27 protein-coding genes are annotated in these 24,348 nt (G+C 71.7%); 13 read left to right on the top strand and 14 right to left on the bottom strand.

The window, feature by feature from the left end:
* Window positions 1-40 precede the first annotated feature (40 nt).
* Entirely contained in the window at window positions 41-844 is an 804-nt protein-coding gene (locus ACIQNU_RS16520; protein ID WP_401366473.1) for a GntR family transcriptional regulator, read from the top strand.
* Here ACIQNU_RS16520 and ACIQNU_RS16515 read toward each other — a convergent pair.
* On the bottom strand, window positions 841-1,899 hold the full coding sequence (locus ACIQNU_RS16515; protein ID WP_401366471.1) for a Gfo/Idh/MocA family oxidoreductase: 1,059 nt from the start codon (window positions 1,897-1,899) through the stop codon (window positions 841-843). The genes ACIQNU_RS16520 and ACIQNU_RS16515 overlap by 4 nt on opposite strands.
* Window positions 1,900-1,982: 83 nt before the next feature.
* Entirely contained in the window at window positions 1,983-2,765 is a 783-nt protein-coding gene (locus tag ACIQNU_RS16510; RefSeq protein ID WP_401366469.1) for a TIM barrel protein, read from the bottom strand.
* A 181-nt stretch (window positions 2,766-2,946) separates the two neighbouring features.
* On the opposite strand from ACIQNU_RS16510, the gene ACIQNU_RS16505 reads away from it, so the two are divergent.
* The gene (locus tag ACIQNU_RS16505; RefSeq protein ID WP_401366467.1) at window positions 2,947-3,972 is read left to right on the top strand and encodes a LacI family DNA-binding transcriptional regulator; all 1,026 of its coding nucleotides are present in this window, start codon (window positions 2,947-2,949) and stop codon (window positions 3,970-3,972) included.
* 25 nt (window positions 3,973-3,997) lie between these two features.
* Here ACIQNU_RS16505 and ACIQNU_RS16500 read toward each other — a convergent pair whose 3' ends face one another.
* Complete coding sequence (locus tag ACIQNU_RS16500) at window positions 3,998-4,516, bottom strand: HAD domain-containing protein (protein ID WP_401366465.1); 519 nt, start codon at window positions 4,514-4,516, stop codon at window positions 3,998-4,000.
* 57 nt (window positions 4,517-4,573) lie between these two features.
* Between ACIQNU_RS16500 and ACIQNU_RS16495 the strand changes: the two genes are divergently transcribed.
* Window positions 4,574-5,050: an SRPBCC domain-containing protein gene (locus ACIQNU_RS16495; protein ID WP_401366463.1), complete on the top strand. Its 477-nt coding sequence runs from the start codon at window positions 4,574-4,576 to the stop codon at window positions 5,048-5,050.
* 143 nt (window positions 5,051-5,193) lie between these two features.
* Window positions 5,194-5,436, top strand: a complete 243-nt coding sequence (locus ACIQNU_RS16490; RefSeq protein WP_401366461.1) for a twin-arginine translocase TatA/TatE family subunit — start codon at window positions 5,194-5,196, stop codon at window positions 5,434-5,436.
* A 69-nt stretch (window positions 5,437-5,505) separates the two neighbouring features.
* On the opposite strand, the gene ACIQNU_RS16485 is transcribed toward ACIQNU_RS16490, so the two are convergent.
* From ACIQNU_RS16485 to ACIQNU_RS16470, 4 genes are all read right to left on the bottom strand, one after another.
* The gene (locus ACIQNU_RS16485; RefSeq protein ID WP_401366459.1) at window positions 5,506-6,543 is read right to left on the bottom strand and encodes a hemolysin family protein; all 1,038 of its coding nucleotides are present in this window, start codon (window positions 6,541-6,543) and stop codon (window positions 5,506-5,508) included.
* Window positions 6,540-7,907: a hemolysin family protein gene (locus tag ACIQNU_RS16480; RefSeq protein ID WP_401366457.1), complete on the bottom strand. Its 1,368-nt coding sequence runs from the start codon at window positions 7,905-7,907 to the stop codon at window positions 6,540-6,542. The genes ACIQNU_RS16485 and ACIQNU_RS16480 overlap by 4 nt, the downstream gene beginning before the upstream one ends.
* A 134-nt stretch (window positions 7,908-8,041) precedes the next feature.
* Entirely contained in the window at window positions 8,042-8,626 is a 585-nt protein-coding gene (locus ACIQNU_RS16475) for a TerD family protein (RefSeq protein WP_401366455.1), read from the bottom strand.
* A 144-nt stretch (window positions 8,627-8,770) separates the two neighbouring features.
* Window positions 8,771-9,346, bottom strand: a complete 576-nt coding sequence (locus ACIQNU_RS16470) for a TerD family protein (RefSeq protein WP_401366453.1) — start codon at window positions 9,344-9,346, stop codon at window positions 8,771-8,773.
* A 291-nt stretch (window positions 9,347-9,637) separates the two neighbouring features.
* On the opposite strand from ACIQNU_RS16470, the gene ACIQNU_RS16465 reads away from it, so the two are divergent.
* Together ACIQNU_RS16465 and ACIQNU_RS16460 are read left to right on the top strand one after the other, a co-directional pair.
* Entirely contained in the window at window positions 9,638-10,018 is a 381-nt protein-coding gene (locus tag ACIQNU_RS16465; RefSeq protein ID WP_401367105.1) for a BlaI/MecI/CopY family transcriptional regulator, read from the top strand.
* 3 nt (window positions 10,019-10,021) lie between these two features.
* Window positions 10,022-10,957, top strand: coding sequence for a M56 family metallopeptidase (locus ACIQNU_RS16460; RefSeq protein ID WP_401366451.1), 936 nt, complete (start codon window positions 10,022-10,024; stop codon window positions 10,955-10,957).
* A gap of 102 nt (window positions 10,958-11,059) precedes the next feature.
* Here ACIQNU_RS16460 and ACIQNU_RS16455 read toward each other — a convergent pair whose 3' ends face one another.
* Together ACIQNU_RS16455 and ACIQNU_RS16450 are read right to left on the bottom strand one after the other, a co-directional pair.
* Complete coding sequence (locus ACIQNU_RS16455) at window positions 11,060-11,404, bottom strand: hypothetical protein (protein WP_401366449.1); 345 nt, start codon at window positions 11,402-11,404, stop codon at window positions 11,060-11,062.
* Window positions 11,405-11,510: 106 nt separating this feature from the next.
* Window positions 11,511-12,791 (bottom strand): MFS transporter, encoded by a 1,281-nt coding sequence (locus tag ACIQNU_RS16450; RefSeq protein ID WP_401366447.1) that lies wholly within the window; start codon window positions 12,789-12,791, stop codon window positions 11,511-11,513.
* Between the two features lie 333 nt (window positions 12,792-13,124).
* Between ACIQNU_RS16450 and ACIQNU_RS16445 the strand changes: the two genes are divergently transcribed.
* The 3 genes from ACIQNU_RS16445 to ACIQNU_RS16435 all read left to right on the top strand — a co-directional run bounded on the left by ACIQNU_RS16445 (window position 13,125) and on the right by ACIQNU_RS16435 (window position 17,099).
* Window positions 13,125-13,940: an SAM-dependent methyltransferase gene (locus ACIQNU_RS16445; RefSeq protein WP_401366446.1), complete on the top strand. Its 816-nt coding sequence runs from the start codon at window positions 13,125-13,127 to the stop codon at window positions 13,938-13,940.
* A 55-nt stretch (window positions 13,941-13,995) separates the two neighbouring features.
* Window positions 13,996-14,589, top strand: coding sequence for a hypothetical protein (locus ACIQNU_RS16440; RefSeq protein ID WP_401366444.1), 594 nt, complete (start codon window positions 13,996-13,998; stop codon window positions 14,587-14,589).
* Between the two features lie 185 nt (window positions 14,590-14,774).
* Window positions 14,775-17,099 (top strand): MMPL family transporter, encoded by a 2,325-nt coding sequence (locus ACIQNU_RS16435; protein ID WP_401366442.1) that lies wholly within the window; start codon window positions 14,775-14,777, stop codon window positions 17,097-17,099.
* 10 nt (window positions 17,100-17,109) lie between these two features.
* Here ACIQNU_RS16435 and ACIQNU_RS16430 read toward each other — a convergent pair whose 3' ends face one another.
* Both ACIQNU_RS16430 and ACIQNU_RS16425 read right to left on the bottom strand, forming a co-directional pair.
* Window positions 17,110-17,832, bottom strand: a complete 723-nt coding sequence (locus ACIQNU_RS16430; protein WP_401366441.1) for a response regulator — start codon at window positions 17,830-17,832, stop codon at window positions 17,110-17,112.
* A complete protein-coding gene (locus ACIQNU_RS16425) occupies window positions 17,829-19,193 on the bottom strand; it encodes a sensor histidine kinase (RefSeq protein WP_401366439.1) in 1,365 nt (454 codons plus the stop codon). Before ACIQNU_RS16425 ends, ACIQNU_RS16430 begins: the two co-directional genes overlap by 4 nt.
* A 132-nt stretch (window positions 19,194-19,325) precedes the next feature.
* Here ACIQNU_RS16425 and ACIQNU_RS16420 point away from each other — a divergent pair, with 132 nt between their 5' ends.
* From ACIQNU_RS16420 to ACIQNU_RS16410, 3 genes are all read left to right on the top strand, one after another.
* Window positions 19,326-19,895, top strand: a complete 570-nt coding sequence (locus ACIQNU_RS16420) for a class I SAM-dependent methyltransferase (protein ID WP_401366438.1) — start codon at window positions 19,326-19,328, stop codon at window positions 19,893-19,895.
* An 80-nt stretch (window positions 19,896-19,975) separates the two neighbouring features.
* Window positions 19,976-20,146 carry a 50S ribosomal protein L32 gene (gene rpmF, locus ACIQNU_RS16415; protein WP_401367103.1) on the top strand — a complete coding sequence of 57 codons (171 nt, stop codon included), beginning with the start codon at window positions 19,976-19,978 and terminating at the stop codon, window positions 20,144-20,146.
* A gap of 139 nt (window positions 20,147-20,285) precedes the next feature.
* A complete protein-coding gene (locus ACIQNU_RS16410; protein ID WP_401366436.1) occupies window positions 20,286-21,425 on the top strand; it encodes a site-2 protease family protein in 1,140 nt (379 codons plus the stop codon).
* 52 nt (window positions 21,426-21,477) lie between these two features.
* On the opposite strand, the gene ACIQNU_RS16405 is transcribed toward ACIQNU_RS16410, so the two are convergent.
* Window positions 21,478-21,960 carry a nucleoside deaminase gene (locus ACIQNU_RS16405; protein WP_401367102.1) on the bottom strand — a complete coding sequence of 161 codons (483 nt, stop codon included), beginning with the start codon at window positions 21,958-21,960 and terminating at the stop codon, window positions 21,478-21,480.
* Between the two features lie 131 nt (window positions 21,961-22,091).
* Between ACIQNU_RS16405 and ACIQNU_RS16400 the strand changes: the two genes are divergently transcribed.
* Window positions 22,092-22,448 carry a hypothetical protein gene (locus ACIQNU_RS16400; protein WP_401366434.1) on the top strand — a complete coding sequence of 119 codons (357 nt, stop codon included), beginning with the start codon at window positions 22,092-22,094 and terminating at the stop codon, window positions 22,446-22,448.
* A 16-nt stretch (window positions 22,449-22,464) separates the two neighbouring features.
* On the opposite strand, the gene ACIQNU_RS16395 is transcribed toward ACIQNU_RS16400, so the two are convergent.
* Together ACIQNU_RS16395 and ACIQNU_RS16390 are read right to left on the bottom strand one after the other, a co-directional pair.
* On the bottom strand, window positions 22,465-23,577 hold the full coding sequence (locus ACIQNU_RS16395) for a DNA glycosylase AlkZ-like family protein (protein ID WP_401366432.1): 1,113 nt from the start codon (window positions 23,575-23,577) through the stop codon (window positions 22,465-22,467).
* A gap of 27 nt (window positions 23,578-23,604) precedes the next feature.
* Window positions 23,605-24,267, bottom strand: a complete 663-nt coding sequence (locus ACIQNU_RS16390) for an SDR family NAD(P)-dependent oxidoreductase (RefSeq protein ID WP_401366430.1) — start codon at window positions 24,265-24,267, stop codon at window positions 23,605-23,607.
* Window positions 24,268-24,348 lie beyond the last annotated feature (81 nt).

Here is a 24,348-nt window from a genome sequence, read left to right as displayed (position 1 = left end):
CGCCGCTGGGCCACCACCCCCCATGAATTGTCAGGACAATATGACGACAAGGGTTCCTGTCAAGCGGTCGGACGGATACGCTCGGTCCGTGACCGCCTCCACCCCCGCCGGCCTCGACTTCGTGCTCGACCGGAACAGCCCTGTTCCGCTCTACTACCAGCTCGCCCAGCAGTTGGAGTCCGCGATCGAGCGGGGCGCCCTGGCCCCCGGCGACCTGCTCGGCAACGAGATCGACATGGCGGCGCGGCTCGGGCTGTCCCGGCCGACCGTGCGCCAGGCCATGCAGACCCTGGTCGACAAGGGTCTGCTGGTGCGCCGCCGGGGCATCGGCACCCAGGTGGTGCACAGCCAGGTCAAGCGCCCACTGGAGCTGAGCAGTCTCTACGACGACCTGGAGGCCGCGGGGCAGAGCCCCACGACCCAGGTGCTGCGCAATGAACTCCGGCCCGCTTCCGCCGAGGTCGCCGCGGCCCTGGGCATCACCGAGGGCGGCGACGTGCACCGCATCGAACGGCTCCGGCTCACGCACGGCCAGCCGGTGGCGTTCCTGTGCAACTACGTCCCGGCCGGTCTGCTGGAACTGGACGACGCGGCGCTGGAGTCGACCGGGCTGTACCGCATGCTGCGGAGCGCCGGTGTCACCCTGCACAGCGCACGGCAGTCCATCGGCGCCCGCTCCGCCACGGCCGAGGAGGCCGAGCGCCTGGGCGAGCCCGAGGGCGCCGCCCTGCTCACCATGCAGCGCACGGCCTACGACGACACCGGTCGCGCGATCGAGTACGGCACTCACATCTACCGCGCGTCCCGGTACGCCTTCGAGTTCCAGCTCCTCATGCGCGCCTAAGAGGACGGACCCTGGGGGCCGGCGACTGCGTCGGCACTCTCGACCGCGTCGATCCGGACCGGGCCGCCCGTGGTCACCGAGCGCACGGCCGCCAGGGCGATGGACAGCGCGGCGCGGGCGTCATCGCCCGTGACCTCGGGGGTCCTGCCGGTACGGACGCAGTCCGCGAAGTCGGCGAGTTCGGCCACGTACGCGTCGCGGAACAGGTCCTGGTCGTAGGTGACGCACTCGGCGGTCGCACCGTCCGGGCCGTACGACGTGAGGTGGGTGCGGCGCAGTTCGCCCACGGTGAGCATGCCGGCCGAGCCGAAGACCTCGCCGCGTACGTCATATCCGTACACCGCCTGGAAGTTGGCCTCGGCAGTCGCCATGGCGCCGTTGTCGAAACGGATGGTGACCACGGCGGTGTCGAGCAGCCCCCGGTCCTTGAAGTCGGGGCGGATCAGGGCGTCGGCCATCGCGAAGACCTCGACCGGGGCGGCGCCGGGGTTGAGGTAGCGCAGCGCGTCGAAGTCGTGGATCAAGGTCTCCAGGAAGATCGTCCACGGCGGAATGGGCGCCGGGTCGACCAGCTTGGGGTCCCGGGTGAGCGACCGCAGCAGCTGCGGGGTGCCGATGGCTCCGGAAGCGACCTTGTCGTGGGCGGCGCGGAATCCCGCGTCGTACCGCCGGTTGAAGCCCACCTGAAGCGCCACGCCCGCCTCCCGGGCGGCGGCTATGGCGCGGTCGGCCTCGCCGAGGGTGACGGCCATGGGCTTCTCGCAGTAGACCGCCTTGCCCGCCCGCGCAGCCGCCTCGACGAGGTCGGCGTGCGTACGGGCCGGGGTGACGACGACCACGGCGTCGATCTCCGGGTCGGCGAGGAACGCGTCGATACCGGTGTACACCTTCGGACAGCCCAGCCGGTCCGCGAGGCGCCGGGCGGCGCCGGGGACGGGGTCGGCGACGGCGGCGAGCCGGGTTCCGGGGATGCGGTGGGCAAGGGACTCGGCGTGGAAGGAGCCCATCCGTCCGGCGCCGACGAGACCGACGGCGAGGGGCTGCTGAGGGGTCATGAGCGTTCTCCGTACGTGATGTTCGGGGCGGGGGTGTTCGGGGCGCGGGGTGGTGAGGGTGCGGAATGGTGGCCGCGGGGGCATCAGACCGTGAAGGCGGTACGGAAGCGGTCGAGCGCCAGGTCGTCGTCGCCGGAGGCCCACGCCTCCATCGCCACCGTGCCGTCGTAGCCGAGGTCGGCGAGAGCGCGGGCGACTGCCGGATAGGCGATCTCGCCGGTGCCGGGCTCGCAGCGGCCCGGCACGTCCGCGACCTGGATCTCACCGATCAGGCCCAGGCCGTGCGCCCGGCGCACCAACTCGATCAGATTCCCCTCGCCGATCTGCGCGTGGTAAAGGTCCAGGTTCATCTTCAGACCCGGCCGGTTGACGGCCGCGACCAGGGCGAGGGTGTCGGCGGCCTTCGCGAACGGCACGCCCGGGTGGTCGACGGCCGTGTTGAGGTTCTCCAGCGTGAAGACGACGCCGGCGCTCTCGCCCAGCTCCGCGACGCGGCCGAGAGTGCGGTGGGCGGCGATCCACATCGGACCTGTGGCCTCGCCCGCCACCGGGTCGACCGGCAGTCCCCGACCGTCCAGACCGGTGCCGTGCAGATTCAGCCGGGGACAGCCCAGCAGCGCGGCGGCCTTGACCGACTCCTCGGCCGTACGCAGCAGTTCCGCCGCGTCGTCCTCGTCGGTGAGGCTGCCGCGTATGTAGCCGGTCATGGACGAGAAGACCGCCCCGGTGCGCTCCAGCGCGGCCAGGTCGTGCCGGGTCCAGTCCCAGATCTCGACCTGGAAGCCGGCGTCGTGGAGACGGCGGGCCCGCTCCTCGATCGGCAGGTCACGGAAGACCATCTCGGCGCAGACCGCCAACGTGTACATCGCCACACCCACTCTCCGGACCACAGCCGGCACCAGACCGGTACTAGAACGTTCTAGTAGCTTCGGATCAGTAGTACGCCATCGCCTCGACCGCCTGTCAAGAGCCCTGGTGGTGCGCTACTAGAACGTTGCAGTACGGTGGGGCCTCCACCTCCGGCACATCTCAGCAAGGAGGGCAGTGGTGGCACCGACCCCGGTGGTCCCGGAAGGGAAGCGGCCCACCCTCGCCGACGTGGCCGCGCGTGCGGGGGTGTCCACGGCGCTGGTCTCCATCGTGATGCGCGGCGCCAAGGGCGCGGGGGCCGCGACCCGTGAACGGGTCCTTGAGGCCGCGCGGGAGATCGGCTACCGGCCCGACACCCGGGCCCGTCTGCTGCGCAGCCACCGCTCACGCCTGCTCGGTGTGCAGTTCGGCCTCCAGCACGCGTTCCACGCCGATCTGGTGGAGAGTCTGTACGCGGCGGCCGAACCGGCGGGCTACCAGATCGCGTTGAGTGCCGTGGCGCCCAGCCGCAGCGAGCAGCAGGCCGTGGACACCTTGCTCGCCGACCGCTGTGAGGCGCTGATCCTGCTCGGCCCGCAGATCCCCGTGGCGCGACTGGTGGAGCTGGCGGGTCAGTTGCCGGTCGTCTCGGTCGCCCGGCGTCTGCGACCGCCCGCCGGACCGGTGGACGTGGTCCGTACCGCCGACGACGAGGGCGCCCGCCAGGCCGTCGACCATCTGGTGACCCTCGGCCACCGCGACATCGCCCACATCGACGGCGGCAGGGCGCCGGGCGCCGCCGACCGGCGCCGTGGCTACCGCACCGCCATGACCCGGCACGGCCTGGCCGCTCACATCCGTGTCCTGCCCGGCGGGCTGTCCGAGGACGACGGCGCCGGGGCCGCCCGTACCCTGCTCGGCGCGCGGAGCCGCCCCACGGCCGTCGTCGCCTTCAACGACCGCTGCGCCATCGGTGCCCTCGACGTCTTCCTGCGCTCCGGTGTCCGGGTTCCCGCCGAGATCTCCGTCATCGGCTTCGACGACAGCCGTCTGGCGCGCCTCGCCCACATCGACCTCACCACGGTGGCCCAGAACGCCCCGCGCCTGGCCGAGTCGGCCGTCACGCGCGCCATCGCCCGCCTGGAGGACGGACCGGCCCCCGAGGGCGAGATCGTCATCGCTCCCCAACTGGTGATCCGCACGACCACGGCGACGGCGCGTTGACCCGGTGCGGGTCGCCGTCAGGGCGTCAGGGGAGGTCGCGCAGCCAGGCGTCGAGTACGGCGAAGTCCGTTTCGGTCAGGCCGGCGTAGGAGTCGACCCGGTGGAGAAGTGCCGGTGCGGGGTGGTGGGCCGAGACCCAGGTGCGGTCGGTTTCGGTGATCTCGTCGTCGACCCAGACGAAGGGGCGTCCGGCCGCCGTGTCCACCAGGGCACGGGTCTTCCAGTGCAGCGCACCTTCCGTGTCACCGCCCGGCCCGCCCGGACCGTCCGGCAGGTCTGCCACGGGCAGTTCGGGGAGGCCGAGCAGGGGTGCGATGACCTCGTTGGCGTCCTGCATCCAGGCGGTGGCCCAGATCAGGGCGCAGGGCAGTGCCAGAAGTCGCGGACCGTGCGCGGGGTCGAGCTTGGCCAGTTGTGGGTTCGGCGCGTCCTGCCAGGCGCCCCGGTCGTCGCCGCTCGCCGGGGGCCGCGCTCCTGGGCCGAAGGGCAGCAAGGTTCCGTCGACGTCCAGAAACAGCAGGGGGCGCTCCTCGTGACCGGCCATGGCGGCACGTTATCCGCTCCCGGCCGGGGCGCAGAGGGCGGCGGTAGGTTGACCGGCATGTATTCGACACAGGTTTCCCAGCACGTGAACGCGCCGCGCCCTGTCGTCTACCGGGCCCTTCTCGACGCGGACGCCGTCGCACAGTGGCGCGTGCCCGACGACATGAGCAGCCATGTGCACGAGTTCGACGCGCGCGAAGGTGGTCGGTTCCGGGTCTCCCTCACGTACGACGCACCGACCGGCACCGGCAAGTCGGGCGCGCACACCGACACGTACCACGGACGCTTCGTGAAGCTCGTGCCGGATGAGCAGGTGGTCGAGGAGTTCGAGTTCGAGACGGACGATCCGGCGCTGCGGGGCGCCATGACGATGACGACCACGCTCACCGACGCGGACGGTGGCACCGATGTCATCATCGTGCACGACGGGCTCCCTGACAGTGTGCCCACGTCCGACAACGAGTTGGGCACCCGCATGGCGCTGGAAAGCCTCGCCCGGCTCGTGGAGCGGGACCGGCCGGCCGGTGAGCGGTAACAAATCCGGCGCCGTCGGTCTCCAGCCGGCCGGGCTCGAAGGCGGACTTGTTGTCAGGGCGCACTCAGGGGAAACTTCTACAGACGTGTAGAACCTCATGGCGGTGGCTCCGGTCGCCGACCGCCCGGCAGAGAGCAGACCAGATGTTCGGCCTGAGTGAACTGGCCCTGATCCTCATCGTCGTCGCCGTGATCCTGGCGGTGAAGAAGCTGCCCGAGCTGACCCGTTCGGCGGGCAAGGCGGCGCGCATTCTCAAGAGCGAGACCAAGGCGCTCAAGGAAGAGGGCAAGACCCCGGGCGACGGCGCCGCCACCGGGACGGGGGCGGCGTCCGCTCCCCTGTCGGGCACAGTGGTCAACCGCGAAGGGCCCACGGAAAGGGCCTGACCGGCGAACGGCCGGTCCCCGCACGGGCGTCGCGTCCCTCAGGACGGCCGGCCCGTACGGGGACCGCTGTCATACCGCTCGCGGCTCCCCCGGCTCCCGTGGCTGGAGGTAGCGGGCCAGCAGGTCGTCCAGGCTGACCATGCCGGTGAGCCGTCCGGCACCGTCGCGGACGGCGGCCAGTGACGCCCGGCGCGCCCGCAGCAGTTCGACCGCGTCCGGGACGGTGGTGTCCGCGGTCAGCTCGGGCACCGGACGGGCCAGATCACGGGCGCGTACGGTACGGTCCCGCGCCCGCGCGACCATGGCGTCGCGGGCATGGACCGAGCCGAGGAGGACGGCGCCGTCACGGACGAGCAGCCGTGTCCGGTCGCTGGCCGACGCGGTGCGCAGGATGTCCTCGATCCCGGCTGAACCGGTGACCGACGTGATCTCGGCGGCGGGGATCTGGAGGTCCCCCACCGGCGTACGGGCCTCGGTGAGGGACCGCGTGATCAGCTCGGAGTCCCCCTTCGTGATGAGCCCCAGACGCTCCGACTCCGCCACGAGATGGGCGAGTTGCTCCCGGTCGTGGACCGCCGTCAGCTCGTCGCGCGGGGTCACCCGGCAGAGCCGTACCAGCGCGTTGCTCACCCTGTTCAGCAGCCAGATGATCGGGCGTACGACCTTCACGACGGCTCGGAAGGGCGGCGACAGCAGCATCGCCGACCGTTCCGGGTGGGCGATGGCCCAGGACTTGGGTGCCATCTCGCCGACGACCATGTGCAGGAACACCACCACGATCATGGCGATGGCGAAGGAGACGCCGTAGCTGACTCCGCTGGGCAGACCGATCGCCTTCAGCAGCGGGTCCAGTTCGTGGGAGACGGCCGGCTTGGAGATGGAGCCGAGTCCCAGGGTGCAGATGGTGATGCCGAGTTGGGCTCCGGCGAGCATGAGGGAGAGTTCGCGCATGCCGGCGAGTGCGGCCTTGGCGCCGCGCTGTCCTGCGGCGGCTGCCTGTTCCATGCGGTGCCGTTTGGCGGCGACCAGGGCGAATTCGGCGGCGACGAAGAATCCGCTGCCGATCAGCAGCAGGACGGTGACGAACAGCGCCATCGGGAAACTCATGCTTCCTCCTTCCCGTCCGCACCGGCCGAACCCGACGTGTGCGGTGCGTCGTCGGCGGCGGGCAGGCGCTCCAGGCGTACCCGGTCGGCGACGTGCCGTTCCAGCGTGCGGACCTCGATCATGACCCGGTCACCGTCCGCCAGTTCAAGGGTGAGGCGGTCGCCGATGGCGGGGAAGCGGCCCAGGCGGTCCACGACGAGTCCCGAGACGGTGTCGTAGTCGTCGTCGGGCGGGAGGTCGATGCCGGTGGCTTCCGCGATCTCGTCCAGGCGGCGCCCGGCGTCGACGAGCCAGCCGTCGCCGTCGGCCCGCGCCATCTCCGTCACGGTGTCGCTCTCGTCGGCGATGTCGCCGACAAGTTCCTCCGCGATGTCCTCGTAGGTGACGATCCCGGCGATGCCGCCGTGTTCGTCCAGGACGACCCCGAACTCGTCGTCGCCCTCGCGCATCCGAGTCACCGCACGCGGCAGTTCGAGGGTGTCGGGGAGCAGCAGCGGCCGTCGGGCCAGGGCCCCGGCGGTGGTGGTGGTGAGCCGGTCGGCGGGCAGCCGCATCAGCTCCCGCACCCCCAGCACACCCGCGATGTCGTCAGGGTGGTCCCCCAGGACGGGATAGGTGGAGTGACCGTGCTTGCCGATCACGTCGATCGCCTCCGCGGCCGTCGCGTCCCGGCGTACGAACACCGTGTCGGCGCGGGGCACCATCACCTCGTCCAGGGTGCGGTCGGAGAAGTCCAGGGCGTGATCGAGGAGTACGGCGGTGTCACCGGGCAGCGCGCCCTGCTGGTGGGACTCGCCGATGAGGTGGCCGAGTTCTTCCAGTGTCGCGCCGTGGTGAAGTTCCTCGACCGGTTCGATCCCGATCCGGCGCAGCAGCCGGTTCGCGGCGCCGTCGAAGACCTTCACCACCGGTCCGACCACTTTCAGATACGCCAGGGTGGACGGCGCCAGGCTCTTGGCGAGGCGTTCGGGGATGGCCAGGGCGAGGTTCTTGGGCGCGAGTTCGCCCAGGACCATCTGGACGACGGTGGCCAGGACGAAGGCGAGGACTACGGAGATCCCGGTGACCGCACCGTCGGGGATGCCGGTGCCGGACAGGACGGGGCGCAGCAGGGCGGACACCGACGGTTCGGCGAGGAAGCCGACGATCAGGCCGGTGACGGTGATGCCGAGTTGTGCGCCGGAGAGCATGAAGGACAGGCGGCCCAGGACCTTGAGGGCGCGGGCCGCGTTGCGGTCACCGGCCTCGGCCTCGCGGGCCAGTGTGAACCGGTCGGCGGATACGTAGGCGAATTCCTGGGCGACGAAGTAGCCGGTGCCGGCGGTCAGGACGAAGACGGCCAGCAGGCCCAGTACGGCATTCATCGGACACCATCCCGCCGGGTGCCGTGGTCATGCGGGGAGAGGCGGGATGGTCCGGGACTGTGTCCCGGAGGGTCCGTCGAACTGGCGGACAAGCTCGTACTCCTTAGAGATGGGTCGGAAGGGATCCGACGGGGTCAGAGGTGGCGCGCGACGGCGGGCAGCAGGTCCTGGAAGGTACGGCCGGAGGTCGGTTCGCCGATGGCTGACATCTGCCAGCCGGTGCCGGCACGGTGGACCTTGGCCATGATCTGCGCGGTGTGGGGGCCGCCGCCGGTGAGGGTGTAGCGGGCGAGTTCCTGGCCGTTGGTCTCGTCGACCAGACGGCAGAACGCGTTCTGGACCTCTTCGAAGGTCTGTCCGGTGAAGGAGTTCACGGTGAACACGACGCCGTCCACGTGGACGGGCAGCCGCGCCAGGTCCACGACGATCGACTCGTCGTCGCCGCCCTGCCCCGCGCCGCCCACGAGGTTGTCCCCGGTGTGGCGTACGGAGCCGTCATTGCTCACGAGGTGCTGGAAGAAGACCACGTCCACGAACTGCTGACCCGCGAAGAGGACGGCCGACGCGTCGAGGTCGATCTCACGGTTGCCGGCCAGCTTCCCGAAGAAGCCCTTGCGCGGGGCGGCCTGCCAGCCGAGGCCCATACGGACGACGGTGAGGGCGCCACCGTCGGACTTGCTGAGGCTGATCTGCTGACCCTTGGACAGATTGACGGACATACGACAAGTGCCTCGCTCGGTGTGGGGTGTGTACGGGGTGCGGGTGTGTGTACGGGGTGCGGGTGTGTGCACGGAGGGGAAGAGCGCCCGCCGACCGCGCCGGACGGATCCGGCGGCGGGCAGCGGGCGAGGCACGGCCGGGTGTCAGACGCTGACGCCGAAGTCGGCGGCGATGCCCGACAGGCCGGACGCGTAGCCCTGGCCGACGGCGCGGAACTTCCACTCGGCGCCGTTGCGGTACAGCTCGCCGAAGACCATCGCGGTCTCCGTGGCGGCGTCCTCGGACAGGTCGTAGCGGGCGAGTTCGGCGCCGCCGGCCTGGTTGACGACGCGGATGTACGCGTTGCGGACCTGGCCGAAGCTCTGGCCGCGGTTCGCGGCGTCATGGATCGACACCGGGAAGACGATCTTGGTGATGTCGGCGGGCACCCCGGCGAGGTTGACCTTGACCACCTCGTCGTCGCCCTCTCCCTCACCCGTGAGGTTGTCACCGGTGTGCTCGACCGAGCCGTCCGGGCTGGTGAGGTTGTTGTAGAAGACGAAGTGCCGGTCCGACGCGACCTTCCCGGACTCGCCGACCAGCAGCGCGCTGGCGTCCAGGTCGTAGTCGGTGCCCGTCGTGGTGCGCACGTCCCAGCCCAGACCGACGAGGACCGCCGTCAGACCCGGCGCCTCCTTGCTGAGCGAGACATTGCCGCCTTTGGACAGGGAAACTCCCACGCTGTACTCCTCATTGACCGCCACGGTGACCGCCGGGCCCGGATGGGATCCCGACGGTGTGAATCCAACTGAAATCTACATCACTGTAGAAGTTAGGAAACTACAGCCCTGTAGAAATAATGAGGGGCCAGGGTGCGATCTCCTCAGGAGGCGCGGCCGGGCGGTCGATGAGTCGGTCGGACAGTCGGGACGGGACGGGACGATGCCCAGTCGGGAGACGGCGTGGTGAGGCAGGACGAGCGCGGCCGGGGCGTGAGCGGCGGGACGCTGGGCGGCGCCCACGGGAACGCCCTGCACGAGATCGGTGCCGGTGTCCGGCGCCGGGCCCAGGGCGAGTTGGAGATCCAGGTGCTGTCAGCCCTGCGAGGCGCCGCCGGTCCCGCGACGGCGGCCTGGGTGCGCGAACGTCTCGGCGGCACCCTCGCGTACACCACGGTGATGACGACCCTGACGCGGCTGCAGGCCAAGAGCGCGGTCACGCGGGAGCGTGCGGGCCGCTCGTTCCTGTGGAAGGCCGCGTCCGACGAGGCGGGTCTCGCCGCGCACCGCATGAGACGCGTACTCGACAGCGAGGCCGACCGGGAGGCCGTCCTCGTCAGCTTCGTGTCGGGACTGCCGGCACGGGACGAGGAACTGCTGCGGGCGCTGCTCCAGGAAGGCCGGGAGATCTGAGCCGTGGGCGTCTTCGTCTTCCTGCCCCTCGTCCTGCCCCTGACGGCCTGGCCGGTCGCCCGGCTGGCCGGGCACCATCTGCATCCCCGCGCCGCCACCAAGATCCTCACGGTGGCCGGCGCCGTCCTCGGCCTGTGCAGCACCCTCTCGCTCGGCCTGCTCGCGATCGTCGGCACGGCCCAGCTCCCGGGCAACCCGCTGCCGGACAGCTGGTCCGACCCGGAGGTACGGGAGGCCGTGCCCCGGCACGAGGTGGTGGGCGAGGCGTCGGTCGCCGTCCTGGCCGCCGTCCATGTCAGCTGCGCCCTTCTGCTGCTGCGCCATCGCCGGATACGGCGGCAGGTCCGGCGGACCCTGGAAGGGCTGCCCGCCACCCGGATCGCCGTACTGCCCGACGTGCTGCCCTACGCCCATACGGTGCCGGGCGGCCGGGACCGGGGCCGGATCGTGGTCTCGACGGGCATGCTGGAAGGGCTCGACTCGGGGGAGCGCCGGGCACTGTTCGCGCATGAGCGCGCCCATCTCGACCGCTGCCACCACCGTTACCTCCTGGTGGCGGGGCTCGCGGCGCGGGCCAATCCGTTCCTGCGACCGCTGCGGTCGGTCGTGGCGTACACGGTGGAACGCTGGGCGGACGAGGAGGCGGCCCGGGTGGTCGGCGATCGGAGGGTGACGGCACACGCGGTCGCGAAGGCGGCGCTGCTCGCGCCCAAGACGCCGGTCTCCACACTGCCCGCGTTCGCGGCGCCGGGTCCCGTGCCCCGCCGGGTCGCGGCGCTGCTCGGTCCGGCGCCCGCCGTGCGGACCTGGCCCCCGACGTTCACCGCCGTGGGGCTCGCGGTCTGGGCGGCGGTGGGCGGTGCGGTGCTGTCCGCGATGTCGTCGGCGAACTCCGCCGTCTCGATGATCCTGATCCTGCACGCCGCCACCCCCCTTTAGCGCACGCTGACACAGGCTGCGACGCGCTGACACACGACGGCAGCCCGGTACCCGCGCGATGCGACGGTGTACCGGGCTGCCGTGTCCCCCGTTCGTCCCGGGTCAGCTGAAGACGACCGACCGGACCTTCAGGCGCTCGGAGGCGTGGCCGCCGTGCGGGCGGAGGCTGAAGTGATCGCCCTCGCAGTTGGCCTCGGAGAAGACCACGGCGGTCGCGTCGGTGTCGTTGCGGGGGCTGTGGGCGGGGGTCGTCCACGGGTGCTCGACCTCGCGCAGCGTGATACAGACGCCGCTCGGCGGATCGACGAGGCCGCCCAGGTGCGGGGCGCCGCTCGGGTCGTTGTAGACGTAGGTGAACCGGCCTTCGGCGGCGGAGGCCGAGGGCGCGGCGGCGAAGAGCAGGGCGAGGCCGCAGGCGGCGGTGGTGGCGAGGGCGCGCAGGCGCATCAAGCACATCCGATCGTCGGTCGGGACATGAGCGGACCGGAGTACGACTCCCCGGACCCGCCGTCGAGGTGATCACGCCGACGCCCGCTCCGCTCTGCGGAAACGATCACTCGACACCCGAACGGAGTAGGCGCGACGACCCGGCGGCGCCGCGCAGCACCAGGACCGTGACGGCCGACGCACCGGCCCACGCGGCGGCGTAGGTGAAGCCGACGGTGGGGGTGAGCACGGTCCACAGCAGGCCGACGACGGTCGAGGAGGCGAAGGCGCCGCCCGCCTGCACCAGGCCGAGCACCCCGAAGCCGCTGCCGCGCAGTGCGTCGGGGAGCATGCGGGCGACGAGCGTCGACTCGGCGGTCTCCACGAACCCGATGCCGGAGCCCGCGAGCACGAACGCGGCCAACAGGGGCAGCCAGCCGTGCCAGGACACGGCGAACATGCCGTAGGCGGCCACGTACAGCACCCCGCCGGTCGCGAACGCGACGCGCGGGCCCGCCCGGTCGATCCAGTGGCCGCCGACGTAGGCCATCACGGCGGCGAAGGCGTTGTGCGCGGCGTAGATCAGGACGGCGAGTGAGGTCGCCGCGGCGAGGTCGCGGGTGCCGTGGTGGAGGAGTTGGGTGGCGCGCAGGATGAGCAGCGTCACGGCGACATTCCCGAGTTCGAACATCGCGATCGGCACCAGGACGCGCGCCATCCCGGCCCGCCGCAGCTCCTTGATGTTGAGGCGGATACGGCGCCGGGCGGCCGGTTCGGTGAGGGTGCGGCGCGCTTCGCGGCCCGCGACGGTGATCGCGACGGCCGCCAGCATGCCGGGCAGGGCGGCGAAGTAGAGGGTTTCGCGGATGCCTACGTGGGTCACGAGGAGGGCGGCGAGCAGCGGGCCGACGACGGCGCCGAGATTGTCGCCCATACGTTCCAGGCCGAAGGCGCGTCCGTAGGCGTGCGGTGGGACGAGTGAGGCCAGCAGGGAGTCCCGGGCCGGGGAGCGGATTCCGCGTGATGCCCAGGCGAGCGCCCGCAACACGCCGACCTGCCAGACGGTCACGGCCAGGCCGATGGCGCCGGTGGCGACGGCGGTGCCCAGGTAGCCGCCGGTGGCGATACGGGAGCGGCGCCGGGGTTCATTGGCCAGTGGGCCGCCCGCGAGTTTCGCGACCCCGGTCAGCGCGTCGCTCACCCCTTCGACCAGGCCGAGGGCGCCGGGTGACGCGTGCAGGGTCGAGGTCAGGAAGCTCGGCATCACGGCGGTCGCGATCTCGTGCCCGGAGTCGCTGAAGAAGCTCGCCGCGCTGACGCTGCCCACTCCGGCGCTGAACCAGCCGCCCTGCTCCTTCGGGCCCTTCGGGTCCTTCGGGTCTTCACCCGGCTGCTGCTCGGTGTCCACTGCCGCAGTCTCGTACCGCCGGGCGGTCGCGCGGCGGCGACGCACCCGGAACACGCTGGTTCGCATGCCGGGTGCGCCGGGGGTCGGTGTCGGCGCCAGACCAACTCGCCGCCCTCGAAACGCCACCCTTCCGGCAACCGCTCCCCGAAGGCGCCTATCGGACTGGAGCCGTACGCGAGTTGTCCGGAGGCATCGCGCAGAGGGAACCCGGCGTCGGCATACCCGGCAATCGATGGGTGAACTGGTGTACGCGCTTGGGCCGTTAGGGGCTTATGTTGTGCGGTGAACCACCTTTGCCCTGACCGTGACCTGCCGAAAGACGGAACACTGCTCATGAGCGAGAACGCTTCCACGCCCGCCCCGGCCGAACAGCCGAAGATCGACACGTCGGTGCCGCACTCGGCACGCATCTGGAACTACTGGCTGGGCGGGAAGGACAACTACCCCGTCGACGAGGCCGCGGGCGACGCGTACACGGACGTCTTCCCCGGCATCGTCACCATCTCCCGCAGCAGCCGGGCGTTCCTGGCCCGCAACATCACATACCTGGTGGCCGACGCCGGCATCCGCCAGTTCCTGGACGTGGGCACCGGTCTGCCGACCGCCAACAACACCCACGAGGTCGCCCAGCGGATCGCCCCCGAGTCCCGGATCGTCTACGTCGACAACGACCCGTTGGTCCTCGCACACGCCCGCGCCCTGCTGACCTCGACGCCGGAGGGCAAGACCGCGTACATCGACGCGAACGTGCTGGACACCGAGCGCATCCTCCGGGACGCCGCGGAGACGCTCGACCTCTCCCGGCCCACCGCGCTGATCCTGAGCAACATCCTCGGCCATGTCGCGTCCTACGACGAGGCCCGCTCGATCGTCACCGGGCTGATGGACGCGCTGCCGTCCGGCAGCTACCTCTCCATCAACGACGGTTCGCTGGGCTTCGACACCGCGTTCGAGGAGGCACAGGCCGGTTACAACAAGTCCGGTGCCATCCCCTACAACCTGCGTACGGTCGAGGACATCACGTCCTTCTTCGACGGCCTGGAACTGCTCGAACCCGGTGTCGTCTCGGTCCCGCTCTGGCGCCCTGAGACGGACTCCCCCGCGCCCGTGGTCATCGCGGAGCACGGCGGGCTGGCCCGCAAGCCCTGAACAAGCCCTGAACAAGCCCTGAAGCACCCCATCCTGGTCGCCAGGAGGTTCACCCATGCTGTTCAGGCAGGACGCGCTGCGGGGCATCGCCGACGGCAGCGTGACGCTGGCGTTCCGACGGTGGAAGCGGCTCGGGGTGCGGCCGGGGACCCGGCTGCGTACCGCCGTCGGCGTCGTCGAGATCACCGCCGTCGAGGCGGTCGAGGACGACCGGGTGACGGAGGCGGAGATGCGGGCCGCCGGGTACGCGTCCCCCGAGCCGTTCCGTCGCGAGCTGGCACGGCATCCGGACGGGACGCTGTACCGGATCGGTGTGCGGTTCGCCGGGGCCGACCCGAGGGTGGAGCTACGGGAACGGGCCCCGGCCGACGCCCGTGAACTCGCCGATGTGCACCGCCGGCTCGCGCGGATCGACGCGGCGTCCCGCCGGGGCCCCTGGACCGGCGTGGTGCTGAGGCTCATCGGCGAACGCCCCGGCGCACCCGCCGCCGCGCTGGCCGAGCGGCTCGGCCGCGAGACCCTTTCCCTCAAGCGGGACATCCGCAGGCTGAAGGAGCTGGGCCTCACCGAGAGCCTGTCGACCGGCTACCGGCTCTCGCCCCGGGGCGAGACGGTCACCCGGACGCGGGAGGACGGCGCCCGGGACTGAGACCGGCGCCCGATGCCTTGGGCGGGAGATGCCGGTGACGAGGATCCGGTGGCGGGAGATGCCGGTGGCGGCGAACCGTCCTTCAATGGGGACGACCCCCTTCCCCCGTCGCGGCTTCCCGAGGTCGGTGGCGGCCCCCGCACGGCCGGTCTCCGGACGGCCCGATTCCCGCCCGGAGAGCCCGTATGCCCTTCCCGAAGCAGCCGGAGCCGTCCCCTCCCGATCCGTCCCCAGCGGGCGGTGCCGGGCGTGCGGAACCCTCCCGGCGGCCGGGTGCGCTGCGACGGCTCGGCGAGTGGTGCGCGCATCACTTCGTCGTCGTGATCATGCTGTGGCTGGCTGCGCTGGGCGGCGGCCAGGCCCTCGTTCACGCGTACGGCGGTGAATACTCCGACAATTTCTCGCTGCCCGGCACCCAGGCCCAGGAGGGCGTGGACGTCCTCAAGCAGCACGACCCGGCGGCCGGCGGGTACGGCGCGCAGATCGTCCTCCATGACTCCGCGAAACCGCTGGCCGACGTCAAGGACCAGGTCGCGACGGTCGTCGGCAACCTCCAGAAGCTGCCGCACGTACTATCCGCGCAGAACCCCTTGGCCACGGGCACGTCCTCGCAGGGTTCCGGGGCGCCGAACGTGGGGCCGCTGTCCACGGACGGGAAGACCGCGTACATCACCGTCCGGTTCGACACCCAGCCCTCGGTCCTCGGCCCGTCCTATCTGCCGGGTGTCGACCAGGCCGTCCAGCCGCTGCGCGCGGCGGGCGTCGAGGTCGAGTACGGCGGCACTCTCGGCGAACTGGCCCGTCCGCACGCCAACGACCGCTCCAGCGAGCTGATCGGCTTCGGGGTCGCCATCGTCGTCCTGCTCGTCGGGTTCGGCAGCATCCTCGCGGCGTGCGTGCCCCTGGTGACCGCGCTGGCGGGTGTCGTCGTCGGTCTCGCGGGGCTCGGGCTGCTCGCGGCGCTGCTGACCTTCGCCACCGTCTCGCCCACCCTGGCCACGATGATCGGTATCGGTGTGGGCATCGACTACGCCCTGTTCCTCATCACCCGGCACCGGCAGCACCTCATGGACGGTCAGGACCCGGTGACCGGTGCGGGGCTGGCCGTCGCCACCAGCGGCCGGGCCGTCCTCGTGTCGGGCTGCACGGTGATCGTCGCGCTGGCCGGTCTCTCCGTGTCCGGTGTGTCCTTCATCAGCAAGCTCGGTCTCGCCGCGGCGGTCACCGTCGTGTCGGCGGTGCTGGGCGCCCTCACGCTGGTGCCGGCGGTGCTGGGGCTGCTCGGCCGGCACATCGACAAGTACCGGGTGCGCAGGCCGGTCGCCGAGGCGGAGACCACCGCGAAGGCCCCCCCGGCGACCTCCGGTACGGCGGACGGTGGTGCGGAGGTCCAGGGCGGGACCTGGCACCGGTACGCGCGCCGGGTCGAGCGGCGCCCCTGGTGGTTCCTCGGCGGTGGCGTGGTCATCATCGGGATTCTCGCGATCCCCCTCTTCTCGATCCAGCTCGGGCACATCGGGGACGGCGCCGATCCGACGTCGTTCACCGACCGGCGCGCGTACGACCTGATGTCCTCGGCGTTCGGCCCGGGTTCCAACGGGCCGCTGACCCTCGTCGTCGACCAGACGCAGGTGCCGCAGGCGGACCGGTCCGCGCTGGCGACGCAGGCGCAGAAGACGCTCACCGGTGTGCCGGGGACCGTCCTCGTCACCCCGCTCACACCCACGTCCGACGGCGACGTACTGATCGCGACCGCCTATTCGGACGCGTCACCGCAGGACGCGTCCACCACGGACCTCACGAACCGGCTCGCCGACGACGTCCTGCCGCAGGCGGTCTCCGGGACCGCCGCGAAGACGTATGTCACCGGGACGACCGCCGCGCAGGTCGACTTCCTCGACGTCGTCTCCAGCCGTCTGCCACTGATCATCGCGGTGGTCGTCGCGCTCGCGTTCCTCCTGATCCTCCTCGTCTTCCGAGGGGTGCTCATCGCCGTCAAGGCGGCCGTCCTGAACGTCCTGTCGATCGCCGCCTCGTACGGCGTGGTCGTCGCCGTGTTCCAGTGGGGCTGGGGCGGCCCCGCGCTCGGGGTCTCGGGCAAGGTGCCCATCGAGAGCTATGTCCCCATGATGATGTTCGCGATCGTCTTCGGGCTCAGCATGGACTACGAGATCTTCCTGCTGTCCCGGGTGCACGAGGCGTGGCTCAAGACCGGCCGGGCGAAGGACAGCGTGGCGCACGCCCTGGGGATCACGGCCCGGGTCATCACCTGTGCGGCGCTGATCATGGTGAGCGTGTTCGCGGCGTTCATCGTCAGCGACAACATCGTGGTGAAGATGCTCGGCCTCGGCCTGGCCGTGAGTGTCCTCATCGACGCCACGGTCGTACGGCTGCTCCTGGTGCCGGCGGTGATGACGCTGCTCGGGACGGCGGCCTGGTGGACTCCGCGATGGCTCGACCGGATCCTGCCGAGGCTCGACACCGAGGGCACCGGCGAGACGGCACGCTGACGCGCCGGGGTCACGGGTCGCTGACGCGGACGAGCCCGCTCTCGTAGGCGAAGATCACCGCGTGGATCCGGTCGCGGAGCCCCAGTTTCGTGAGGGCGCGGCCCAGGTGGGTCTTGACGGTGGTCTCGCCGACGAACAGCCGCGCCGCGATCTCGCCGTTGGCGAGGCCCCGCGCGACGAGTGTCACGACCTCGCGCTCCCGCTCGGTCAGGGCGGCCAGGCGCTGGTCCCACCGGGGCACGGCGGCCGGGATCACGTACCGCTCGACGAGCCTGCGGGTGACGGAGGGCGCGACCATCACCTCGCCACGCAGGACGGCCCGCACGGTCACCAGGATCTCCTCGGCGGGCGCGTCCTTGACGAGGAAGCCGCTGGCTCCGGCGCGGAGTGCGGCGTACGCGTACTCGTCGAGGTCGAAGGTGGTGACGACCAGGACGCGGGGCCTGCTCCCGCCCGGAACACCCGGCGCGCCCGAAGCGCCCGCCGCTCCCGCTGCTCCCGCGCAGATGTGTTCGGTGGCCGCGAGGCCGTCCATGCCGGGCATGCGGACGTCCATGAGGACCAGGTCCGGTGCCAGTTCGGCGGAGCGTGCGACGGCCGCCGCGCCGTCCGCGACCTCGCCGACGACGGTCAGATCGGGCTGGCTGTCGATGACCATGCGCAGCCCCATCCGGATCAACTCCTGGTCGTCGCAGACCAGGACGCGCGACGGCGCGGTGCCGGTGGCCGTCATGGGAGTGCCGCCGTCCGGGGCTGTCGGGGTTGTGGGGGTTGTGGGGGTTGTTCGACGACGGCGAGGGTCGCGGCCACCCGGTAGCCGCCGCCGGGGGTGGGCCCCGCCTGCACGGTGCCGCCGAACAGCGCGGCACGCTCCCGCATACCGGCGAGGCCACGGCCCGACGAGGGGAAGGCGACGGGCGACGCCGACGCGCCGTCGCTTCCGGCAGCCGCCGCCGTGTTGTCGACCCGGATGCGGATGAGACGGCCGGAGTCCAAGGGGGTGAGGGCGACGTGTACGTGGGTGAGGGCGTCCGGTGAGGCGTGCTTGACGACGTTGGTGAGGGCTTCCTGCACGATCCGGTACGTCTGGAGCGCGGCGCCCGCGGGCAGCCCGGCGGTGTCTCCGGTGAGGTCCAGGGTGGCGGGCGTGCGGCCGGCACCGAAGCGGGCGACCAGACGGTGGAGGTCGGTGAGGCCGGGTTGAGGGCCGTACCCGTCGCCCAAGGCGGAGTCGTCGACGGGAGCGGAGCCGCCGCCGGGAGCAGGGGCCGTGCCGCTTCGGATGCCGTCGGCGTCACCGTGTCCGGACGACCCGCTCTCCAGCACGTCCAGCAGCCGCCGCAACTCCCCCAGCGCGTCCCGTCCGGTGCCGCTGATGATCCCGAGGGTCCGGTCGACCGCTTCGGGGTCGGTGTGCCGCATCAGCCGGGCGCCCTCGGCGTTCACGACCATGACGCTGACGCTGTGGGCGAGGATGTCGTGGATCTCGCGGGCGATACGGCCGCGCTCCTCGGCCACGGCGGCCCGCGCGAGCGCCAGCCGCTCCGACTCGGCGAGCGCGGTCCGCCGCTCGAACTCGGCGAGATAGGCGCGCCGTGCCCGCAGAAACTCCCCGAGCAGCCAGGCCCCGGTGAACATCAGCACCATGGCCAGCGGGGTCACCCACGCCTCGCGGGTGGCCGGTCCGCTGAAGTTCTCGTGACGGTCCAGCCAGGCCGGGAGCCACACCAGCATGCACATACCGGCGAGCGCGGCGGTCACGGCGGCGGAACGCCGACGGCCGCGTACGACCAGGGAGTAGAGGACGGCGGCCAGCGCGGTGGCGCCGCGGCCCAGCTCCGGGCCCCAGACCTGGCCCAGACACTGCGCCCAGAACGCCGCCGTGACGAGCGCGGCGACCGCGACCGGGTACCGGCGGCGCCACAGCAGGGGCAGAGCCAGAGCGGCGTACACCACGGCCTGCACCCACAGGGGCCGCCACTCGGGGCGCTCCCCCATCGCGGGCGGGCAGGCCACGAACAGGACGAGGAGGACATCCGTCAGGCGCGGATGCCTCAGCCGCCAGCGGGACAGGGACTCGCTCGGGTGATGCACCGCCCCACGCTAGGACGGCGCCCGCTCCGGTCGCGTCGTCCTGTGGGCCGTACCGGGTCCTCCTGCGGGAGGACCCGGTACGGACCGGGGATCGGACGCGCGGCCACACGGCGGGTTCCGAGCATGGCCGCCATGTCGATCACCAGGGAATTCCTCAGACGGCCGCTGACGACCGGGGCGGTGGCCGCCAGTTCGCGGCGGCTGGCGGGGGCGATGACGCACGGGATCGGTCTGGAGGACGCCCGGCTGGTGGTGGAACTCGGCCCGGGGACGGGCGCGTTCACCGGGGCGATCCTGTCGCGCCTCGCGCCGGGCGCCCGGCTGGTCGCCGTCGAACTCAACGCGGTGCTCGCGGCGCGGCTGGCCGACGAACTCCGCGACGACCGGCTGGACGTGGTGCACGCGTCGGCCGCCGACCTGCCGGCGCTGGTCCCGGACCGGGTGGACGCGGTGGTGTCCGGGCTGCCCTGGACGGTGATGCCGCAGGACCGGCAGTGCGCCGTCCTCGACGCGGTGACCGAGGTACTGACGCCCGTCGGACGGTTCACGACCTTCGCCTATGTGCACGCGGCGTGGACACCGCCGGCGCGCCGTTTCACCGCCGCGCTCGACCGCCGCTTCGGCGCCCTTGAGCGGTCCGCCGTGGTGTGGCCGAACCTTCCGCCGGCCTTCGTCCACCGGGCACGCGACCCCATTTCATAATGGGATCCATTTTCATGTAGCGTCGGATGCCGCAGGCCCACCGGACCGCCCTGCCGGTCCCGTCGCTCAAGGAGTTCGCCATGGCCGTTCCCAAGCGGAAGATGTCCCGCAGCAACACCCGCCACCGCCGCGCCCAGTGGAAGGCCACCACACCGCAGTTGGTGCCGGTGACCGTGGACGGCGCGGTTTACCTGGTGCCGCAGCGCCTGGCCAAGGCGTACGAACGGGGGCTCCTGCGGCCCGACGGCTAGCCGCTTCTCCCGCCCCACGGACAGCCGCCTCCACGGCCCGGCGGACAGCCGCTTCAACGCCGCTCGCCGAGCCTTCCCTTCGGAGCCTGCCGGGTGGACGCTGGAGGTGGGGGTTCAAGCCTCTCGTCGAGGTGATCGCATGCGCGCGACCTTCCCGCTGGGACGGATCGCCGGGGTCCGCGTGGGGGTGCACTGGAGCGTTCTGGCCATCATCGCCATCATCGCGTTCGGGCTCGCCCAGGAGCGCCTGCCGAGCGCGTACCCCGGCCACAGCCCGGCGCTCTACTGGCTGACGGGGATCGTGACCGCCGTCGTCTTCCTCGCCTCTCTGCTCGCGCACGAACTCGCCCACGCCGTCGTCGCCCGCCGCAACGGCGTCGACGTACAGGACATCGTGCTGTGGCTGCTCGGCGGAGTGACGCGGATGACGACGGAGGCGTCCGCCCCGGCGGCGGAGGTGCGTATTGCCGGGGTCGGCCCGCTGGTCAGCCTCGTACTCGGCGGGGTGTTCGCGCTCCTCACCTGGCTGACCGTGACGGTGACCGGTATCGGACTGCCGGCGGAGGCCCTGGCCTGGCTGGCGGGGATCAATGTGCTGCTCGCCGTGTTCAACTCCGTGCCGGCCGCCCCGCTGGACGGCGGCCGGCTGCTGCGGGCGTTCCTGTGGTGGCGTACAGGAGACCGACGCCGGGCCACGGTGTGGGCGACCGCGGTCGGGCGGGTGTTCGGCTGGTTCCTCGTGGTCGTGGGGTTCGTCCTGTTCCTGCGCAGCGGGAACATCGGGAACCTGTGGCTGACGCTGATCGGCTGGTTCCTCGTCGCGGCGGCGACCGCGGAGGGGCGGCAGGCGGGGCTCCGCGAGGCGCTCACGGGGGTGCCGGTGGGGCGGGCGATGACGCCCGATCCGGTCACGGCACACCGCTGGCTGTCCGTCGCGGACTTCCTCGGCGACCCCCGGTACCGGTTCCGCCACTCCGCCTTCCCGGTGACCGATCTCGACGGCGCGCCTGCCGGCCTGGTGACGCTGGCGCTCGCCCGGCGGGTGCCGGAGGAGCACCGGTCCACGGTGACGGTGGGTGACGTGATGCTGCCGCTGTCGCGTGTGACGGTCGTGGACGCCGATGCCCCGCTGGTCGATCTGGCGTCCGTCATGCGGTCGGGTGCGGAACACCGGGCGCTGGTCCTCGACCAGGACCGGCGGCTCGTCGGCATCGTGTCCCTGTCGGACGTCCGCAGAACGGTGGCCTGGCTGACGGATCCCCGGGTGAGGAAGGGGTGAGCGGCGGCGGGCGGCGAGGACCGCGACCCCGTACCCGCCGATTCGCTGCGGCTCAGGCCGCTCCGTAGAACCGGCGATGCAGTGCGTGCACCTCCTCCACGAGGGTGGGAATCGGACCTTCCACCGCGACGCCGGGGACGATGTCCCGGATGGGGAGGGTGCGTACGGGAGGTGCGGGGACGCCCAATTCGCCGAGCCAGCCGGACAGTTGCTCGGAGGACGCCACGTAGACGATGCGGCCCAGGCCGACCCAGCCGTGGGCGGCCGCGCACATCGGGCAGTGCTCGTTGGAGGTGTAGACGGTCGCCGCCGCCCGCTCGCCGGGGGCGAGGTGTTCGGCGGCCCAGCGGGCCAGTGCGAACTCCGGGTGGCGGGTGCGGTCGCCCGAGGCCACGCGGTTGTGGTCCTCGGCGAGTACGGTGCCGTCGGCCGCGACGAGCAGCGAGCCGAAGGGTTCGTCACCCGCCTGAAGGCTCTCCGCCGCCAGCTCCACGCAGCGGCGCAGGTACGGCAGCTCGGTGTCGTTCACCACGATGTCCCCTGTCCTTGATCTTCAGGGGATGGTAAGCCCCGGTCCGCTCACGAAGTGGCCGGTAAACCACCCCCGCCGCGGGGGATTCCCCCGAGCCGCTGTCGGCCTGTCAGCGGATCGCTACGGTAAGTCGCATGGATGCCAGGGACGCTCACCCGGACGAGGAGTGGCCGCTGCCTCCTCCCTGGATGTGGAACTGCCTCGCGTGCACCGAGCTGTACAAGCACATGAAGCGGGCCTCGGAAGACGTGGACGCGGCGCGCGCCGCGGGGAGGAAGGGGGTGGACTACGACCCCTTCGACAGTGTGGTGGGCACGCAGATCCGGCTCGGTCGGCACATCGCGTCGGACCACACGGAGGATCTGCCGGAGGCCGATCCGTCCTGCGGTAAGTGCATGACCGATGTGGCCGCGCAGACGCCCGAGCCGTTCATTCTGGAGCACCGTGCGCGGCATGTGTTCGCTCCGCCGCGCATCGTCGGCCTGCTCTAGAGCGCTCGTACGGCTGTCACCGGGGCAGGGCGAGGTCCAGTCGGAGCCAGCGGGCCAGATCCTCGACCTCCCGGTGGACCGCCTCGGTCACGGACTTGTCGCACGGTTCGTCCTCGTGGATCGCGTGGACCCGCAGCACCCCGGCCTTCCGGTCGGCGAGCGCGTCGAGCTTCCCCACCAGCCGGTCGCCGTACAGGATCGGCAGCGCGAAGTATCCCCACCGGCGTTTGGCGGCGGGCTTGTACATCTCCAGTTGGTAGTCGAACGCGAACAGCTCGCTGGTGCGTTTACGGTCGTGGACGAGCCGGTCGAAGGGGGAGAGCAGTGCCGCCCGCCCGGTGAACGGCTCTGCCAGCCGTGCCAGTTGGGCGGGGTCCACGCGCCAAGTGCCCTTGACGCCCTCGACCACGGCCGGCTCACCGGCTTCGCCGACGTCGGCGGGTTCGACGGGCAGTTCCGTACCCCGTGCGCGGGCGATACCGAGGGCCCGTAGCCGTCGCTCGTCGCGCAGGCGCGGCGCCTCGTCGAGCGGGACCACCGGCACCTCGGGGTAGACGCGCTCCGCCAGGTCCCACATCCGGTCGCCGCCACGGCGCCCCGCGACGGCCACCTCGCCTCGCAGCACCATCATTTCGAGGAGCTGCGTGACGTTGCGGTTGTTGGTCCAGCCGGTCGACTTCCACGGCACCTCGCAGGTGTCGGGAAGCTCGCGGGACGGCAGCGGGCCCGAGGTGCCGAGACGGTCGAGGATGTCCAGGCGGCACGCGTCGTTGGCCCGCACCCAGGCGCGGCGCTGCTCCCGCCACGCGCCCAGCGGCCCGTCCCCGGCCCACTGGGCCATCTCGGCGCGGTACAGCCCGATGTCCTCGCCGGGCCGGATCATCGCCCGCAGCTCAAGCAGCGTCCGGTTCTCCAGCGCGGCCGTCAGATCGGACGGCGCGTACGACGAGCCGAGCCGGCTCCATGCCACCAGGTCGGCGTTGGGGGCGACGGCGGCGGTCGGGTCGATCTGGAGCAGCGTGAGCCGGCGTACCGCGTCGGCCAGTCCGGCCGGCCGCGCGCCGTCCAGGAGCTGCGCGCGTATGGCGATGCGGCGCGCGTCGGTACGGGACAGTTCGTGCGGGGTCATGGCAGGAGGTTAGGTGATCGGGGTGTGTCAGGCGGCGGTGCGCTCCGGTGCCGGGGCGGCGTGGTCGGTGTCCGGTACGAGGACGCCGCGTGTCACGCGCTTGGCAATGGCGGCGACCAGGGTGCGGGGGCGGCGCGGTGTCAGCTGGGCGCTCAGTGCGTTGCCGAGGCCCGGGGTGACGTACGCGCGGCCGGCGGCGAGGGCGCGCAGGGCGGCGCGTACCACCCGCTCGGGGGTGGTGAAGGAGCCGATGGCCGCCCTGCGGGTGCCCAGGGTTTCGAAGAACGCGGTCTCGACCGGCCCCGGGCAGACGGCCGTGACGCGGATGCCCCGGCCCCGGTACTCCTGGTGGAGGGCGAGCGAGAAGTTCAGGACGAACGTCTTCGCCGCGCTGTAGGCGGCGAAGTACGGGCCGGGCTGATAGCCCGCCGTGGAACCGACGTTGAGGACGGCTCCGGAGCCCTGGGCGAGCATGCCGGGCAGCAGGGCGTGGGTGAGGTCGACCAAGGCGACGACATTGACCATCAGCTGGTCGTGTTCGCGCCGTGCGTCGATCTCCTCGAACCGGCCGCAGGTGCCGAATCCGGCGTTGTTCACCAACACACCCACGGATATGCGGCGTTCGATGAGCGCGTCGGCGATGCGGCGGGCCGCGTCCGGTGCGGTGAGGTCCTGCACTAGACGAGTCATTCCTATGTGATCAGTGGTCGTAGGCGATCAAGGATCGTGTGACCGGCTGGCCGGTCTTGTGGTTGTGCCAGATCGCGGCGG

Source organism: Streptomyces sp. NPDC091292, from assembly GCF_044757265.1.
Classification (GTDB): domain Bacteria; phylum Actinomycetota; class Actinomycetes; order Streptomycetales; family Streptomycetaceae; genus Streptomyces.
Note: the sequence above shows the minus strand (reverse complement) of the source record. Positions and strands in the feature narration are given on the sequence as shown.